Origin of the sequence: Pseudomonas sp. NFX5 (assembly GCF_049132125.1) — a bacterium.
GTDB classification, from domain to species: Bacteria; Pseudomonadota; Gammaproteobacteria; order Pseudomonadales; family Pseudomonadaceae; genus Aquipseudomonas; species Aquipseudomonas marginalis.
On record NZ_JAFMZG010000002.1, the window covers coordinates 81,473 to 97,569 of the forward strand.

Genomic DNA, 16,097 nt, shown 5'->3' on the forward strand with positions numbered 1-16,097 from the left:
CCTCACAGTTGCTCCGGCAAACGGAAGGTGCGCCAGTTCGCCATCTGAAAAGGACCAGGGTTGCGATGGCTGTTGAGCAGGAAGGTGGCATGCGTGCCAGCGAGCTCAGCCTTGAGCAGCCGAGAACCCCGGCCGCTCCCAGGCTCACTTTGCATCAGCTCGAAAAACCGGAACAACGACCAGGGACCAGCGTTTTTTTCCATGCCCAGCGGCCGCTCCGCCCCCCGCTCCAGCACCAGGCTGCTACGGCCATCGTCCGCCTCGCCTGGCCACTGGAAAGCCATGGGCACGATCGGGCCATGGCGGTATTCAAGGTGTTGATCACCAATGCTCAGGATCGCTCGGCTGACCGCCTGGTCCAGGCTATAGGGCGCCAGCGTGAAGCGAACCGCCCACTCACCCTGGTCCTCGGTAAAAAACCCCTGGCGAATCACCTGGGCCTTCGTCAGCTGGTCCAGCAATGAGCGCGACAGCGCCAGGCTACGGCCATCCAGGCCGCGTAGACGATAGCGACCGGACTCGGCACTGACAAAGGCCCGCAGGTAGCTTTCATAAAAGCGCGCCATGCCACCCCGCGGCTTGAAAAAGTCCTGGAAATCGCCAAGGGCAACATCACTCTCGGACCGTGGGTTGAATGGGTACCGACGCTGGATCGCCTTGGCGTAAAAGCCATAGACCTCACTTTGGTAACGCTGATTTATATACACATACGCATCATCGAGCAGCAGCCGCCAACTGTCATCGGCAATGCCTTCAAACCACCCCTTGACCGGCAACGGCAGGCGCCCGGCAGCATCCCGCAGATTCCCCAGCAATGGCTGCTGCCCTTCCATTCGTTGCCTGGCCATCATGAATGCCGCCTGCCCTGGGGTAGCTTCGCGGTTAAGGGCCGCCAGTTGCAGATGCCATTCATCGAGCAGCCGCAACGCCTGCGTCAGTTCAGCTCCAGGGTTCTGATCCGCGTCCAGCAATTGATGCAGGTGCTCGAACCGACGCTGCAGTGCACGCCGGGCAGAATCAGGCTTTGCCTGCCCATGCAGCTGGCTGGGCAGCACGCTGGAAGCGCTGGTCCCGAACTCGCCGGAGGGCGGGCTGAAATCCTCAAGGGGATCGTTGGTCGACAGCAGGCGTGTGTTTTCCCGAACCTGTCGCAACAGCTGCACCAACGGCGACTGCGCAGACGCCAGGCTGGCAAGCCCGTCAGCATGCTGGCTCAGGCTGTCACTTTCCTGCAGGCGCACCTGGCCAATGGCTTGGCTCCAGGTGCCGGCGTACTCACTGAAATAACGTTGCTCGAGCTCCAGCATCAACTGGCGCAAATCCAGGCTGCTGAGGTCTGCGTCCTCCCCAAGTACCCAGTTGTCCTGAACAATGGCATTCACCAGCCGAGAGCCCTGCCTTTCGAAGTACTGCACATACCGCCGGGTATAGAAGCCGGGGATGGGCTGCTCGACCGCTGCGAACCCCCTCCCCTCGGCCAGGCGCAAGGGCTCAAGGTCACGCGCCTGGTCACGCAGCACCCGATAGACCACGCCCGCCAACGACTCGCCGCGCAGTTCCTGGCGGGCCTCGGCGAGCAGCTCAACGTTCAAGGGCATCGCGAAGGGGCGCTCAAGCAGCCGTGCAAAATGTGCATTCAATCGTTTCTGCACCGAAGCATCCCCGGCATAGCGCACAGCCCAATGAACGGCCACGCGCTGCGCCAGCCAAACCTTATCGCGACGCTCGCGAAGACTGAGCATCAGGTAAGCCCGCAGGATGTCCAAAAGCCCCTCGCGGTCGCCAAGGCTGGCCCGTACCTGTTCTTCAAGCATCGTAGATACCAGCGGCAACAACTGCTGGTGCAGCAAGTCTTCATAGGCACTGACCAACAGTGGCCGACTCGCCTCCCCTTGATACAAGCCGCCCCGCTCCACCGCACGGGCCTCCGCCAACGCTGGAAACACTTGGGTCGCAGCCAGGCGGTCGTCCAGCAGACGCAGGAGCACCAGGGTATCGTCCAGACCGGGTGACGCGGGCGGCTGTGGCTTGAGCAGTTGCGCCAGTTGCACCAGCCGCTGGTGATTGATCGAATAACTGTGTGCCCACAGCCACCCCGCCGCGACAATGACCAGGGAGGCGGCCAACGCCAGCAACCCTTGGTGTCGACGGATACGCTGTCGTTCCGGAGTCTGCAGCCCGGCGAGATTGGCCTCGGCAAAAATCACCCGCTTGAACAGGCCCTGGACGAAGTAGGAACGCCTGTCGGCAGTCTGCGCACTCGTCAGGTAAAAGCCACGCAATCCGTTAATACGCTGAAAGCGATGAGAGGAGAACGCAGACTCCACAAACAGGCACAAACGTTCACCGATTTGCGCAGCCTGCCGAGGAAAATCGAGCATCAGCCCGCGACGTTCGATATTGCGTTCCTGATGCAAACGCGCAATCAGCTCTGCTCCAAGGCGTTGCAGAAACGCCTCAAACGCTTCGCGAACCTGGGTGATCGCGGTACCGGCCGGACCTGTTGCCACAGGTTCTCCGAGCAGGGCTTCGGCGCCGTCGCCCTGGGACGCATCGAAGAACTCGACAAAGCCCGGCAACCGGTCAGCCTGGGTCAATACCAGATAGATCGGCACATCCACATGCAGCATCTGCTGTACGTCCTGCAACCGGGTGTGCACGTGGCGCGCATGCATGTCCAGGTCGCGATCATTGCTGCCAAGCAGCGTCTCCACCGCCAGCGTCACCACCACGCCATTGAGGGGGCGAGCCCTGCGCCGCAATCTGAGCTGCTCCAGAAACGTCGCCCAACCGGCCCCATCCACGGCACTGTCAGGTTGGGCCAGGTAGCGCCCTGCGCTCTCGACAAGGACAGCTTCGTCGGCGAGATACCAATCAAAATATTGGGTTGCGCCCGGTGCCATCGCTTCCTCCCGATCAAGTGGGAACTGCGATCCGCAGGCGGCCAGCAGACGGGTTCTGCCGCTGCCCTGCTGGCCAAGCAACAGATACCACGGCAAGTCGTTGCGCCAACGCTCATTGCGCTCGCCATAACGACGGGAGGTTTTCAGTGTGTGCAACGCCTCCTTGAAACGCCCCCGCACCTGCCTCCGCTCTTCGTCAATCAACCCCTTGCGTTGGTGGCGCTCCTGGTGCTGGCGCCGATTCAATCGTGCGGTACGGCGTGAGTCGACCATGACCATCGCTAACCCCCACAGCAGGAATAACCCGCTTATGGTCAACAGACGAGCTGGAGCGCCCTGCCAGAAACGGTGGTCGTCCACCGCCAGCAATGGCCCGAAAAACCACACCAGCAACGCGCTGGCGAACACCACAAACAGGCTCCAGACCCAAGTCTTGCGCAGCGCCGTGCCCACGCCCTTGAAGAATGCGTTCATTCATTGCTCCCAGCGTTACAACGGCGACCGTGTCTGATCCGACGCCAAAGATTGAAAAGGTTGCAGCACCGCCATGCGTTCATTGCCCAATGCCCAGGCAAAACCCAGGTACATGGCCAGCAAACAGGCGAGCGTGAAGACGACGACCCCGGCAGGGGAAAAGATGTGCATCCCGGCACCCGGTGCCTGTGCTGCGGCAGCGGGTACAGGCATCGGCGGGCGCTCACCGCGCACATGCCGGATCTGTCGATACAAGCCATCGCGTACCGCTTCCAACTGCGGCCCGCCCCGCTCCATGACGCGGTATTTACCTTCAAACCCCAGCGACAGGCACAGGTACATCAACTCCAGCATTGCCAGGTGCTTGACGGGGTCGCGGGATAAACGCTCCAGCAGTTGGAAGAATTTTTCGCCACCGAAGGTTTCGTTGTGAAAGCGGCTCAACAAGCTGGATTTCGACCAGTCACTGCGACTGCCCCACGGGGTAGTGACCACGGCTTCGTCAATAACGCTGCACAGCACATAGCGCGCCGACATGACCTGCCTGTCCTCTGCACCCTGGTGCAAGGCATACGCTTCAAACGCCGTGATCCCCGACGACAACCGGTCATTGAGGGCCTGCAAGCTTTCCCGGCCGGAACTGCGCTTGAGTCGAACGACCTGCGACAGGAGTTCCCAGGCGGCGGCCACCAGGATGTTGGGCCCGATCTTGAAACTCTGTGCCCCTTGCAGGCTGGCGGTGTAGATCATCCGGTCTTCCAACCGTTCGAAGCGCGGTGGCGATGGGAAGTCCGTCACCGGCGCCCCTGCGGGCGCGCGACCATCGAGGTCAAGCAGGATAGTTTTTTCGTCCTGCGGGTATTCGCTGTCCATTGTCATGGCATTCAGTTCCTGATGGCCCAGAAATTGAGTTTGAGTTCGGCAAACTCGCCACTGGCGTGGAAGGCAAAACCGCCCGATTGTTCCAGCTGCGTGATATCACGGGCACTGAGTTCGAGCATGAAATAGGTCTTGCCGGCATGGAACGGGATCTGTCGGGGCGCCACCGGCAGTGGCTTGACCTTGATGCCGGCCAGATGCAGATTGACGAGCTCGCGGATGCGTTCCACGGAGCCGATTTTCAAGTGCGCCGGAAGGCGGTGGCGCAGCTCCTCCGAATCGCATTGGGCAGTTGCCGCCAGAATGAATGTTGCGCTACCCAGCAGTTTGAGATCACTCACCGGACAGACCAGCACACCATACTGTCGCGGCTCCAACGGGAGCTCAGTGGCGTGTTGTTCCAGCACCAACGACAGCACGGTGCGAATGCCTTCCATCAACCCACGAAAACTCGCCCCCTGCTCACCATGCTGGTAACGAGTCTCCAGTTGCGCGCGTTTGTTGTCGGTGGCGAACGTCGACAACTCGCCGAGGATCGACAACAACTGCCTGTACAACACCTCCGGACGTACCTGGCTCTGACTCAGGAAGTGACGCAACACCAGCTCGGTTCGATTGATCAGTTGCAGCATCAGGAAATCGCCGACCTGGGCCCCCTCCGCCCCGCCACCTCCCCGGATCCTCGCGGCAATCGCATCGCCTCGGGTGCCCAGCAGACTCAGCACTTCCTTGATACATGACGCGACATAGCCTGAGCCCTGCACATAGATAAACGCCGGTACGAAATCCGCGTCCAGCCGCACGCCGCCCTCGCGGGTCGAATCCAGCACCCGGGCAACCTGGAGTTTCACCTGCAACGTGTCACTGGTTTGCTCCCCTAACAGCAATCGCAGGTCCGGGCGTGCGCAGTTGATCCGGCAACGGGAATCAAAGCCAGCGTTCGAATCAGTGATCTCCGCTTCGCAGCTTACGTAGCGCGCCAGCACATCACTGTGCTCCTGCTGGCGCACTTCCACCTGATTGCCGATGGCCAACGGCAACGCCAGGTAAATGGCTTGCCCACTGGTGTGGGCAGGAACCTGCAACGCCAGTGGCTCCATCACGCTGCTCAGCTCGAACAAGCTGCCATCGGGAAATACACCGCTGGCCTGGTTGACGACCAGCTTCCCCAGATTGAGGTACTGCATATCGACATCAAGGGTCAGGAACCCCCAACCATCAATGCCCAGCAAACGGGTACGGTTGAGTTGCTGGTGGTAGTAACGGTCGTTGTGCTGCAAGTGTTGGGGGCGCAGCAGCATGCCCTCCTGCCACACGACTTTATGAACCTGCATGTCTATCCTCCGACCTCCGGGCTTGAGGGGTAACGACGCGAACCCCGGACTCGTCGAGCATCAGCTCGACACGCGTCAGGCGCTGCCGGGCGACGGGCAGCACAAGCCGCCATTGCACATGGGGCAGGTCCCGATAGGCAGCCACCACCCCGACATAACGACTCTGTGGTTCGACACTGAGCTTCAGCGCCAGCCGCTCACCGGGGCGCAGCTCCAACTCCTCGCTGTTGACCCAGTCCTTGGGCAGCGCCTGCTCTGCGCGGCTATAGAGGGTGAAGAAATCAGCGTTTTCGAACGCCACCGCGTGCCGCAGCTCCAGCAGGCGCACCACGATGGGAGACGGGCGACCGTGAAGGTCGCGGTTGACGCCGTCGCTGGCGCTCAACGCCAGGTCCAGCTTGGTCAGGGTTGAATACGGTGACACGCTGGCACACCCGGTCAGCAGGCCGAGTACAAGCAGCATTGACAGAACGGCAGCTCGATACATGACAGTCATCCCGGATAAGGCGCATGCAGCGTGGCGACCAGGCGCACCTGCTCCGCGTAGGCTTTGGAAAATTGGTTACGCAACAGCTGCTCGCCCAAGGGTTGCTCGTCGATAAGGTGTCGGTAATGGCGCTGGTAGGCCCGCCAGTGGGCTCCATCGGTAGAGAACCTGGCCGGCATGTCCTGGCGCTCGAAGCACAGCAACAGATGGCTTGGTGCAAATGCCTCCACAGCGCCACGTATTGCAGCACGGCAAGCCACGACCAAGGCCAGCTGGTGGATTTGCATTTCCCGGAATGCCTGGGCGACCGCTACCTCTGCAGGCAGCGGGCCCGGCTCACCGAGGCCCAACAGTGAGGCCAGGGCAGACGGGGTATCGGTGCAATCCTTCAAGGGGTTGTGACTCTTAATGGCAGGCACGGTCCAACCGAGGTTCAACTCGCCGTTCAGCTCATCGCGAGTACGCAGACTCTGCTGCAGCCCTTCGATGGTTTGCCTGAACAGACCAGCCACCTTGATCGCCAGGGCTTCGCATGCCTGGGTATCAAGCGTATCCAGGGGCACGCCCATCGCGTCCGCGAACTGCGACCAGAATGGAGCACGACTGGCTGCAGTCACCTGGGCGGGTTGAGTCGAGGCCTCTTCCGTTACTGGCTCGGCCCATCTCGGCACGATCAGGTGATCCCGTTCCAGGGGGCAGTGGGACAGTGCGCAGGCCGCCCTCGCAGCCGAGAGTTTCAGCGCCTCCGGATCCCCGGGTGAGCTGCCATGCACCTGCTCGCTATCGAGTGCTCGCAAGGGGTCAAGCACCAAAAACGCGTCATCCGGAATCGTATCGTTGCCGAAAAACACCTGCCGGCCATTTTGTCTCCCGGGCGCCACAAGTCGTGCACGGATATCCACTGGCCCCAGTTGGTAGACATCACCCTCGCTGATCAGTCGTGCCTGCCCTTTGCACAAGCGCTCCGCGCTGCCCGACACGCCAATGCCATTGCTGCTGATGTCGGTGAAAAAATACTGGCCATCCCGGTAACTGACCAGGCCATGATGACTGGAGAGCAAGCGACTCGCGTCCGGGATGACCCAGTCACAGCCGATCCCGCGGCCGATCACGCCGCCGACGCCGTCGAATGTCTTACAGGATGCAGGCTCACCGCTTCCGGTATTGCACACCTCAAACACTAGTTGCATGACAAGGCTCCGCTGTTCAATCGCTGCGACGTGTCGCCTGGGGGTCACCCAGCGGACGGTAGTCAGCGTCATCAAAAACGTAATTGGCGTTGCAGCCGCTCAACAAGCACAGGACAAGCCCCAAGGATTTCCAAGTACGAAGTGGCATCAGGTATCTCCAATGAAAGTAAGGCTGGCGGCGAAGAGTGGAAGCCATACGTGCACCATTCAGCGTCCCCCTCGGACATCGCCGCCAGGGATGTTCAAGCGTGCAAGGCGGTAAAGCAGGGTGCGGCGTGCTAGCCCCAACTCGCGTGCCGTACGGGTCCGGTTGCCACGGTTCTTGTGCAGGCAGTCGATCAGGAATACCCGTTCAACCCGTTCCAGGCGCTGGCGCAACGTCGCGCCGACGGCAATAGTGGTCGGCCCGGACGACAGGCCCAGGTGTTCAGGCAGCACCACTGCGTCGTCACACAGCAGTACCGCGCGCTCGACCAGGCATTTGAGTTCACGGACATTCCCGGGAAAAGGGTGGCACGAGAGTTGATCCAAGGCCGCAGCAGACCATTCCACCGGCGAGAGCCCCATTGCCGCGCAGGCCGATTGTGCGAACTGTCGCGCCAACAGCAGCACATCTGCGTCGCGCTCGCGCAAGGCCGGCAATTCGATCGGGAACTGCGCCAGTCGGTAGTACAGGTCCTCGCGAAAACTGCCCTCCGCCACCATTGCAGCCAGATCACGATGGGTCGCTGCGATAATTCGCACATCGACCTTATGGGCCGCATCGGCTCCCAACGGGCGAACCTCGCCTTCCTGCAACACCCGCAGCAGCTTGGCCTGGAGTGACAGCGGCATATCGCCGATTTCGTCGAGGAGCAACGTGCCGCCATCGGCGGCGTCAAATAGCCCCGCATGGTTACGTTCGGCGCCTGTAAAGGCGCCCCTGCGATAACCGAATAGCTCGCTCTCCAGCAGCCCCTCGGGAAAGGCCGCACAGTTCTGCACCACAAAGGCTTTGCTACTGCGCGGCCCGGCAGCATGGATGGCCCGTGCCACCACCTCCTTGCCGGTTCCGGTCTCCCCGCGCAGCAGCACCGTGCAGGGCGCATTCAGCACCTTGCCGATCAGCCGGTAGGTTTCTTCCATGGCTGCGCTGTTGCCGATCAGCCCATACGTCATACGCGCCGAGGGTAGACAAGGCCTGGCCTGGGAGCCGTTGTGCGGCGGACGCACACGTCGCAACAGCGCCAGCTGACTCAAGGCGAAGCTTGCCAGTTGGCTTAACGAGGGTCCGTAGTCCTGGAGCAGTTTCGGCCGCTGGCTGGCGCACAGCAATAGACCGGCAACGGCCTTGTGGCGAGCGAACAGCGGCAGGCATATCAACGAGTGCCAGGGCGTAGCTGTCGCGGGTAGAAAACCGCTTTCGTACACACTGTCGTCCAGGTTATCCACGCTCAGGATACTGGGATGGCCGAGCACGTGACGCAACAGTTGCTGATGCTGAAAGTCTGCGCCGCAAGCACCCTCGCCGAGGGGCAATGCGCCAGGAAAATACTGGGCAATCAAGTCCAGCCGACCCGTGTCCTCGTCCCGCCAATATAACTGGCCGAGTTCGCATTCACTCAGTTGCGCAGCCGCTGCAACACACAGGCCTGGCAACGTTGTCTCGTCACCCTCGATGCCCATTCGGGTGAACCAGGCCAGCAACGTCTCGGCGTAGGCCAGGGGCTGGGGTAAAGGGGCCAGCACATCGTTCATCATTGGCTGAACTCACAGATCGGCAGCCCGTCACCATCCAGGCAGGCGTGGGCCCGCGACAGCGGCTCACCCATCGCCACCGCCCCAAGCAGTCGATCGACCATCTGCGGCAACAGGTGGATCTCGATCCATTGGTCGATGTACCGCGCTCCGCTGTCGCTATGGACGCACCGCTCAGCCATATGCGTGACCAGTTCGGCCGTATAGCTCAAGGCCAGCTTGCGTGACTGCAACCTTCGCCCAAGACGGTCGAGCTTGAGTCTTGCCAGGTCATGCAACACAGCGCCCATCAACGGGTAATAGGGTACGACTCGCATCCGGGCGAGCAGTGCCGGTTTGAAATAGTCGCGCAGCAGAGGGTGAATTGCGTCCTGCAGCACCTGTGTGCCAGGTCGTCGGCCGCCTGCACATAAGTCGATAATGCAATCGCTGCCCAGGTTGGAAGTCATCAGGATCAGCGTATTGCGAAAATCGATTTCCCGGCCTTCGCCATCGTTGACCAGCCCCTTGTCGAAGATCTGATAGAACAGGTTCAACACCTCCGGGTCGGCCTTTTCGACTTCGTCGAGCAGCACCACCGAATAGGGGCGCCGGCGCACGGCTTCCGTCAGCACTCCGCCCTCTCCATAGCCGACATAACCGGGAGGTGCGCCAATCAGCCGAGACAGGGCGTGTTTTTCCTGAAACTCCGACATGTTGAGGGTGGTGACAAAACGCTCGCCGCCATACAGCAAATCACCCAGGGCCAAGGCCGTTTCGGTCTTGCCCACACCACTTGGGCCTACCAACAGAAACACACCGACCGGCGCATCGGCCTTGTTCAGTCCGGCAGCCACAGCGCGCAGGTTGCGGTCGAGCGCCTGTATGGCAGGTTCCTGGCCGAGAATGCGCGACCGCAGCGCATCGGCAACCCCCAGCACCGATGCACTGTGCTCAAGGGACAGTTGTTCAACCGGAATGCCGGTCCAGGCGCTGATGACCTGTGCCACCAGTCGCGGGCATACACGCAACGGCTCCGCCAACGCGCGCTGTTCCAGCCAGCGCTGCTCCTGAAGTTGACGCTCACTCTCGACAGCCGCCAATCGCAGGCCCAATGCTTGTGCAGCCGGCTCATCCATTGGCAATCCGGCGTCCCTGTCTCGATTCAGCGAGTCGCGCTGCCGCGAGCCTTCAGCGTGCTCGGTACACAGGCGCTCCAATGCCTCGGGCACCATTATCTGGTTGATTCGCGCACGTGCGCAGGCGGTGTCCAGCACATCCACGGCCTTATCGGGCAACTGACGCCCTGCCAGGTAGCGGGCGCTCATCTGCGCCGCCGCGACGACGGCATCGTCACGTATATGCACGCCATGGCTGGATTCGTAGGCCGGGACCAGCCCGCGCAGGATCGAAGTCGCCTGTTCAACGCTGGGCTCGCCAACCAGCACAGGCTGGAAACGCCGCGCCAAGGCAGGGTCTTTTTCAAAGTATTTCTTGTATTCGGACCACGTGGTGGCAGCGAGGGTACGCAACTCACCGCGGGCCAGGGCCGGCTTGAGCAGGTTGGCGGCATCGCCGGCACCCGCCTGGGCACCCGCCCCCACCAGGGTATGCGCCTCGTCGATAAACAGAATCACCGGTGTCGGCGCGGCATTCACTTCGTCGATCACGCCTTTGAGACGCCGCTCGAACTCGCCCTTGATGCTGGCACCGGCTTGCAGCAGTGCCATGTCCAGGGTCAGCACACGCACACCCTTGAGTGGCTCCGGCACCTGCGAGCTGGCGATGCGCAGGACAAGGCCTTCGACAACCGCGGTCTTGCCCACCCCGGCCTCGCCGACAAGGATCGGATTGTTCTTGCGCCGCCGCATAAGGATGTCGATCAGTTGGCGGATCTCACCCTCGCGACACAGCACCGGGTCGATACGCCCTTCCTGGGCCTGGCGTGTCAGATCATGGGTAAAGCGCGCCAGCAGTGACTCGCCGCCTGCTGCCGGGCAGACGTCAGGCCCCTGGTCCAGCACAAACCCCTGTATACGCTGTGCATCCAAACCGCTCAACAACGCGTGATAGCCGGTACCCGCGTGCTGCAGCGGGTGACGCAACAACGCCAGTAACAGTGCACCGTGGTCCACGACGCTCTGGCGCAACTCCAGATGGGCAACCATCAACGCCTGTTGCAACCACTGCACGAGGGCCGGGGCGAACACCGGATTACGCGTGGCACTTGCCTGCCCCTTGGGCTGCAGCGTTGCTTGCAGCGTCTGCGCCTCGATCCCGGCGTCGGCCAAGGCTCGTATCAAGAGCCCCCTGGGACGTTCCAGCTGGGTCAGTAGCAGGTCTTCCACCAGGACCTCCCTGCCACCTCGCGTCACGCAACGTTCGGCCGAGCGCTCCAGGTCCTGACGGACTGCGGGCGTCAATGTCAGGATCAGCTGTTGCAGGTCTACATTCATCATGGTCATTAGTCCCTAGTGAGCATTGCTGGCCACGATGACCGCACCATCGGCGCACTCGTGTGCCAGCCAAGTGGTCCACCCCAGCCTGCAGACATTGTGTTCACCCACGTGCAACGGCCTGAGCGCCTCCTTGGCCAGCACCAGCCGCAGGTCATGCTCCAGCGGGTCTCGTGCAGCCAGTCGCACCAACGAACACAGCAGTGGATACTCCGACCCCGTCGGCAAGAAACCATGGAAGCGCTGCCAATCCAGATCCTGTATATGCACCCGGAACTTACCGTTGCAGTCGGTGATCCGGCTTCCCAGTACCTGGTCGAAGCCCAACAGGCTGTTGGCACAGCCAAGCTGGTTCAACTGCGGGGGAGCAATGGCAACCGTGCGTTCCACCCATTGCTCTATAAACACGCGCTCATGCCCGAAGTAGTAACGCAGCACTGTTTCGATCACCGCCGCCGAGTGCGCCCGCAGGCCAAGCAACCCCAGGTAGGGCAACAGTCGCTTGCAGTCCAACTGCGCGGCGGTACGGATGCGCTGGCCCCTCAACCCGATCAACGCAAACATCTGCTCGGAAAAAGCATCACGCGCCTGCGCCTGGAAACACGCCTGGTAGCGGTATTTGCGCCAGATCGGCAGCATCAGCCGTTGCAGACGATGGTGAAACAGGTCCAGGAAGTCTCGAGTCGCGTGGCCGCCCGCTCCATCGGCACTCGCCTGCTCACCGTAAAAGGCCGGCAAGGGTGAACCTGCGCCGCAGAGGCCCAGGACATTGAGGCGAAGACGCGCACGCAATTGATCGTGTTCAACAAAAAACTCCAACCGGTCAATATCGTGACCGGGAAAACCAAGACCCGGGTTGGCCTGAAACTCCAGCCGCTCATAGAGTGCGTTGTCATCCAGTAGCGGATGGGCATCGCGCAGGCGCTTGATCACCTGCGAAATCGCCTGGAACAGCGAATATTCACGGATGGCACGGCACAGTTGCTTCAAAGCAGGGGCTGCTGCCCCATCTGAGGTGGCCATAGGTACACATCTCCTTGTGTGCTGATGACACGCAGCTCGTGGTAGGCATTAAGGCTGGCATAAAGCGCGAAGAACTCGTTGAGCACCGAGGCGAACAAAAACGCTTCGCCCGCCCCCAGGAAACCTTGGGAATCAATGCTCAGGTCGACCCTCAACCCTCGAAGCGGCATGCCCCGGTGCAAGCGGTCGACGGCCGTATGGCTGATGGATCGCAAGGCCCCCAGCCTTCTCTGGCTGACCTTTTTCGCTTGCAGATCGTGGTAACGCGGCACGTCATAGGTTTCGAGGACCACCTTCAAGACATTGATGTCGCTCAGTGACAAATAGTTGAGCGACATGTTGCTGATAAGTCGCCAGAGAAAGTCCTGGTCCAGGGGCGGTGCGAAACTCGCAGTCGGTGCGCAGATATTGCGAAATGACAAGCCCTCCGGTGTCTGCTCACAGGGCTGATTGATCTCCCCTGCCTGCAATTGCCGAGGCAGGTTGTGATTGGTGCATGTCAGCTCGATCGACAGCGTTTCCTGGGTATGCCCCCGCCCGCTTCCGAACCCCAGCCAGGTATCGAGCCCGGCATGATGCGCCGAAGCACGCTGACGAATGCTGTAGCTGGTGGGCGCTGCCGATGCATCGATAACGCCGTCGTGCTCAAAGGATTCAAACGGTACGTACGCCTGATACCCCAGCCCGCCGGGGCGCCAGCCCGTGACCTTGTCGACGGAAAATACACAGGCGTTTGCGCGCGCATATTCCCCAGGAATCAACAGGTATTCGTCCTGCTTGCCGTCCAGGCGAATCGGCACCGCATCATGTTTGAACAGGTTGACGATGGGCGTGCAGTACAGCCTCACGTTGTCCAGCGTGGGGTATCCGGTTGCCTGGCACCGGGTGCGTAACTTGAAGCACAGCCTGACGCTGCAGATTTGCTTGAGTACGTCCTGGGGCAACCGCTGCAACGCATCCAGGCCAAGCACATCGACGAACAGGTACTTTTCAGGAAAGGCGAAATACTCCTGCAGATGGCGGTATCCACGAAAGGTATTCTGCGGATAAGGCATCAGCGCATGCTCCTCCGCGAACCCCACCGGACTGACCTGATCGCCACCCAATCGCAACAGCAGGGGCTGGCCATCAGCCCCGCTGACCGCAAGCCCATCACCGCCCAATGGCAGCAACTCGATACCCTCAACCTCGCGCAACAGGCTCAGGTACAACGCTTGACTGATGTAGCGGTCTCCCGACAAATGCAGGCGCAATTGATCGAACGCACATTCGCTGAAATTGCCTTCGCCGCCCATGTCCAGGCGCAGGCTCAGCAACGCCTGCTCTCCCTGGACGCAGTACTCCAGCGCGCTCAGTTGCAGCGGCAAGATGCAGGTGGCGTAGCAGGTTCGAAAACGACAGCGGTCACCATCGACCGCAGCGCTTTCGACCGGTGTATCCCGTGCGACCATCACACCGGGCCCCGCATGTTTCAACGGCTCGAACTGCAGGATACTGAACGCAGGTAGGGGCCGCATGTAGTTGGGCCACAGCAGGTGCATCAAGGAATGAGTCAGCTCAGGCAACTCGTCATCCAGCTTCTGGCGCAGGCGACCGGTGAGGAAAGCAAAGCCTTCCAGCAGCCGCTCCACATCCGGATCCTGACCGGCCTCCCCTAAAAAGGGCGCGAGAGCAGGATTGCGCTCGGAAAAGCGCCGCCCGAGCTGTCGCAACGCACTGAGTTCGCTCTGGTAATAGTGGTTAAAGGACATCAGGCAAGACCTCAACCTGTCCAGCATCCTGCAGGCGCGCGGTGAACACCACGGGCTGCGTCACCCCGTCGACGCAGAGCGTGGCGTCAATGGCAAACGCCAGCGCCAGAGGATCGTCACCACAAGGCAACGCCCTCACGTGCGTATCCTTCAAGCGGGGCTCATAGGCCCGGATAAACCGCTCGATCAACAAGCGCGACTGGCTCAATGACTCATGCAGACTCTGACTCATGTCATTGAGATCCGGCATACCGTAATCCTCCAGTGTCTGCACGCTGCCAGCGCGGATGCTGAGCATCTTTCCCAGATGAGCTGCGACGGACGTCACGGCACATGATGATTTTGCGGCCGGACTTTCAAGTCGCTCGAAGAGGTTTTGGTTACGCATCATCCCTTGGCCCCTGCTCATTCTTTGTCGAGCTTGCCAACCAGGGACAGGGTGAAATCCGCCCCCATGTATTTGAAGTGCGGTCGCACACTCAGGTTGACGCGGTACCAGCCAGGCTCGCCCTCGACATCACTGACAACGATACGTGCCGCCCGCAATGGCCGCCGCCCACGCACTTCGGCACTGGGGTTTTCCTGGTCGGCCACGTACTGGCGAATCCACTTGTTGAGCTCCAGCTCCAGGTCGGTACGCTCCTTCCACGAGCCCAGTTGCTCCCGTTGCAGGACCTTGAGGTAATGGGCCAGGCGGTTGACCACCATCATGTAGGGCAACTGGGTGCCCAGGCGGTAATTCAGCTCGGCCTCCTTGCCCTCGGCACTGATGCCGAAACGCTTTGGCTGTTGCACCGAGCTGGCGGAGAAAAACGCGGCATTGTCACTGCCCTTGCGCATCGTCAAGGCAATGAAACCCTCTTGCGCCAGTTCGTATTCGCGACGGTCGGATACCAGCACTTCAGTGGGAATCTTGGTTTCGATTTCGCCCATGCTGTGGAAGTGATGCAGGGGTAAGTCCTCCACTGCGCCGCCGCTTTGCGGACCGATAATGTTCGGGCACCAACGAAACCGCGCAAAACTGTCGGTCAATCGTGTGGCAAAGGCGTAGGCGGTATTACCCCAAAGGTAGTGCTCGTGGCTGTTCACCACGGTTTCCCGGTAGGCGAAGGTCTTGACCGGACATTCAAGGGGATCGTAAGGCGTGCGCAGCAGGAATCGCGGCACCGTCAGCCCGATATAACGGGCATCTTCGCTCTGGCGAAAGCTATGCCATTTGGCGAACTGCGGACCTTCGAAGTGATCCCTGAGATCCTTCAAGTCAGGCAGATCGGTGAAGCTTTCCAAGCCGAAAAAAGTCGGCCCGGCGGCCGCGATAAACGGTGCATGGGCCATGCAGGCGACCTTGGAAGCGTATTGCATCAGCTTCACATCGGGGGCGCTGGGGGAAAGAAAGAAGTCAGCGATGATTGCGCCCACAGGTTGACCGCCGAACTGACCGTACTCCGCACTGTAGACGTGCTTATAGAGCCCGGACTGGGTCACCTCGGGTGAGTCTTCGAAGTCATCCAGCAGGTCTTACCGAGAGACATTCAGCAGTTCGATCTTGATGTTTTCTCTAAAGTTGGTGCGCTCGACCAACAACTGCAGGCCTTTCCATGAGGATTCCAGGGCCTGGAAGCGCGGGTGGTGCAGAATCTCATCCATTTGCCGACCGAGCTTCTCGTCAATCTCCGCAATCATCCGGTCAACCAGGTGTTTCTTGACCGGTTCCCCGCTGTTCTGCGGCTTGATCAGCTCTTCGATAAATGCCGAGACGCCACGCCTGGCTATGCCGTAGGCCTCATCATCCGCACTCAACAGAGTCTGGGCGATGATGTTGTCGAGAATGCTGTGCTCGTCAGTGATGAGTACGGGTATCGAGGTGTGTTGAGTCGTCATGGC

The 16,097-nt window shown here is 60.9% G+C and carries 11 protein-coding genes and 1 pseudogene; all 12 read right to left on the bottom strand.

Going from position 1 to position 16,097, the window contains the following annotated elements:
- Positions 1 to 2 precede the first annotated feature (2 nt).
- Complete coding sequence (tssM, locus tag J1N02_RS00445; RefSeq protein ID WP_421147044.1) at positions 3 to 3,377, bottom strand: type VI secretion system membrane subunit TssM; 3,375 nt, start codon at positions 3,375 to 3,377, stop codon at positions 3 to 5.
- Between the two features lie 15 nt (positions 3,378 to 3,392).
- Complete coding sequence (gene icmH / locus J1N02_RS00450) at positions 3,393 to 4,256, bottom strand: type IVB secretion system protein IcmH/DotU (protein ID WP_092356783.1); 864 nt, start codon at positions 4,254 to 4,256, stop codon at positions 3,393 to 3,395.
- 5 nt (positions 4,257 to 4,261) lie between these two features.
- A complete protein-coding gene (tssK, locus tag J1N02_RS00455; RefSeq protein WP_092356780.1) occupies positions 4,262 to 5,590 on the bottom strand; it encodes a type VI secretion system baseplate subunit TssK in 1,329 nt (442 codons plus the stop codon).
- Positions 5,577 to 6,077, bottom strand: coding sequence for a type VI secretion system lipoprotein TssJ (gene tssJ / locus J1N02_RS00460; RefSeq protein WP_027608605.1), 501 nt, complete (start codon positions 6,075 to 6,077; stop codon positions 5,577 to 5,579). The genes tssK and tssJ overlap by 14 nt, the downstream gene beginning before the upstream one ends.
- Positions 6,078 to 6,082: 5 nt before the next feature.
- The gene (gene tagH, locus J1N02_RS00465; protein WP_027608606.1) at positions 6,083 to 7,267 is read right to left on the bottom strand and encodes a type VI secretion system-associated FHA domain protein TagH; all 1,185 of its coding nucleotides are present in this window, start codon (positions 7,265 to 7,267) and stop codon (positions 6,083 to 6,085) included.
- A gap of 16 nt (positions 7,268 to 7,283) precedes the next feature.
- Positions 7,284 to 7,415, bottom strand: a complete 132-nt coding sequence (locus J1N02_RS00470; protein ID WP_081744502.1) for a type VI secretion protein — start codon at positions 7,413 to 7,415, stop codon at positions 7,284 to 7,286.
- A gap of 59 nt (positions 7,416 to 7,474) precedes the next feature.
- Positions 7,475 to 9,007 carry a sigma-54 interaction domain-containing protein gene (locus tag J1N02_RS00475; protein WP_108572858.1) on the bottom strand — a complete coding sequence of 511 codons (1,533 nt, stop codon included), beginning with the start codon at positions 9,005 to 9,007 and terminating at the stop codon, positions 7,475 to 7,477.
- Positions 9,004 to 11,442: an AAA family ATPase gene (locus tag J1N02_RS00480; RefSeq protein ID WP_092356771.1), complete on the bottom strand. Its 2,439-nt coding sequence runs from the start codon at positions 11,440 to 11,442 to the stop codon at positions 9,004 to 9,006. The genes J1N02_RS00475 and J1N02_RS00480 overlap by 4 nt, the downstream gene beginning before the upstream one ends.
- A 12-nt stretch (positions 11,443 to 11,454) precedes the next feature.
- A complete protein-coding gene (gene tssG, locus J1N02_RS00485) occupies positions 11,455 to 12,462 on the bottom strand; it encodes a type VI secretion system baseplate subunit TssG (RefSeq protein ID WP_098479298.1) in 1,008 nt (335 codons plus the stop codon).
- Positions 12,426 to 14,213 (bottom strand): type VI secretion system baseplate subunit TssF, encoded by a 1,788-nt coding sequence (gene tssF, locus J1N02_RS00490; RefSeq protein ID WP_421147045.1) that lies wholly within the window; start codon positions 14,211 to 14,213, stop codon positions 12,426 to 12,428. The genes tssG and tssF overlap by 37 nt, the downstream gene beginning before the upstream one ends.
- Entirely contained in the window at positions 14,203 to 14,604 is a 402-nt protein-coding gene (gene tssE / locus J1N02_RS00495; protein WP_421147046.1) for a type VI secretion system baseplate subunit TssE, read from the bottom strand. Before tssE ends, tssF begins: the two co-directional genes overlap by 11 nt.
- 14 nt (positions 14,605 to 14,618) lie before the next feature.
- Positions 14,619 to 16,094 (bottom strand): annotated as a pseudogene (gene tssC, locus J1N02_RS00500) (type VI secretion system contractile sheath large subunit).
- Between the last annotated feature and the right edge of the window lie 3 nt (positions 16,095 to 16,097).

Excerpts from the sequence above, each read along its gene's own strand:
- tssM (WP_421147044.1), bottom strand. The coding sequence starts at position 3,377 with ATGAACGCATTCTTCAAGGGCGTGGGCACGGCGCTGCGCAAGACTTGG.
- icmH (WP_092356783.1), bottom strand. The coding sequence starts at position 4,256 with ATGACAATGGACAGCGAATACCCGCAGGACGAAAAAACTATCCTGCTT.
- tssK (WP_092356780.1), bottom strand. The coding sequence starts at position 5,590 with ATGCAGGTTCATAAAGTCGTGTGGCAGGAGGGCATGCTGCTGCGCCCC.
- tssJ (WP_027608605.1), bottom strand. The coding sequence starts at position 6,077 with ATGTATCGAGCTGCCGTTCTGTCAATGCTGCTTGTACTCGGCCTGCTG.
- tagH (WP_027608606.1), bottom strand. The coding sequence starts at position 7,267 with ATGCAACTAGTGTTTGAGGTGTGCAATACCGGAAGCGGTGAGCCTGCA.
- J1N02_RS00470 (WP_081744502.1), bottom strand. The coding sequence starts at position 7,415 with ATGCCACTTCGTACTTGGAAATCCTTGGGGCTTGTCCTGTGCTTGTTG.
- J1N02_RS00475 (WP_108572858.1), bottom strand. The coding sequence starts at position 9,007 with ATGATGAACGATGTGCTGGCCCCTTTACCCCAGCCCCTGGCCTACGCC.
- J1N02_RS00480 (WP_092356771.1), bottom strand. The coding sequence starts at position 11,442 with ATGATGAATGTAGACCTGCAACAGCTGATCCTGACATTGACGCCCGCA.
- tssG (WP_098479298.1), bottom strand. The coding sequence starts at position 12,462 with ATGGCCACCTCAGATGGGGCAGCAGCCCCTGCTTTGAAGCAACTGTGC.
- tssF (WP_421147045.1), bottom strand. The coding sequence starts at position 14,213 with ATGTCCTTTAACCACTATTACCAGAGCGAACTCAGTGCGTTGCGACAG.
- tssE (WP_421147046.1), bottom strand. The coding sequence starts at position 14,604 with ATGATGCGTAACCAAAACCTCTTCGAGCGACTTGAAAGTCCGGCCGCA.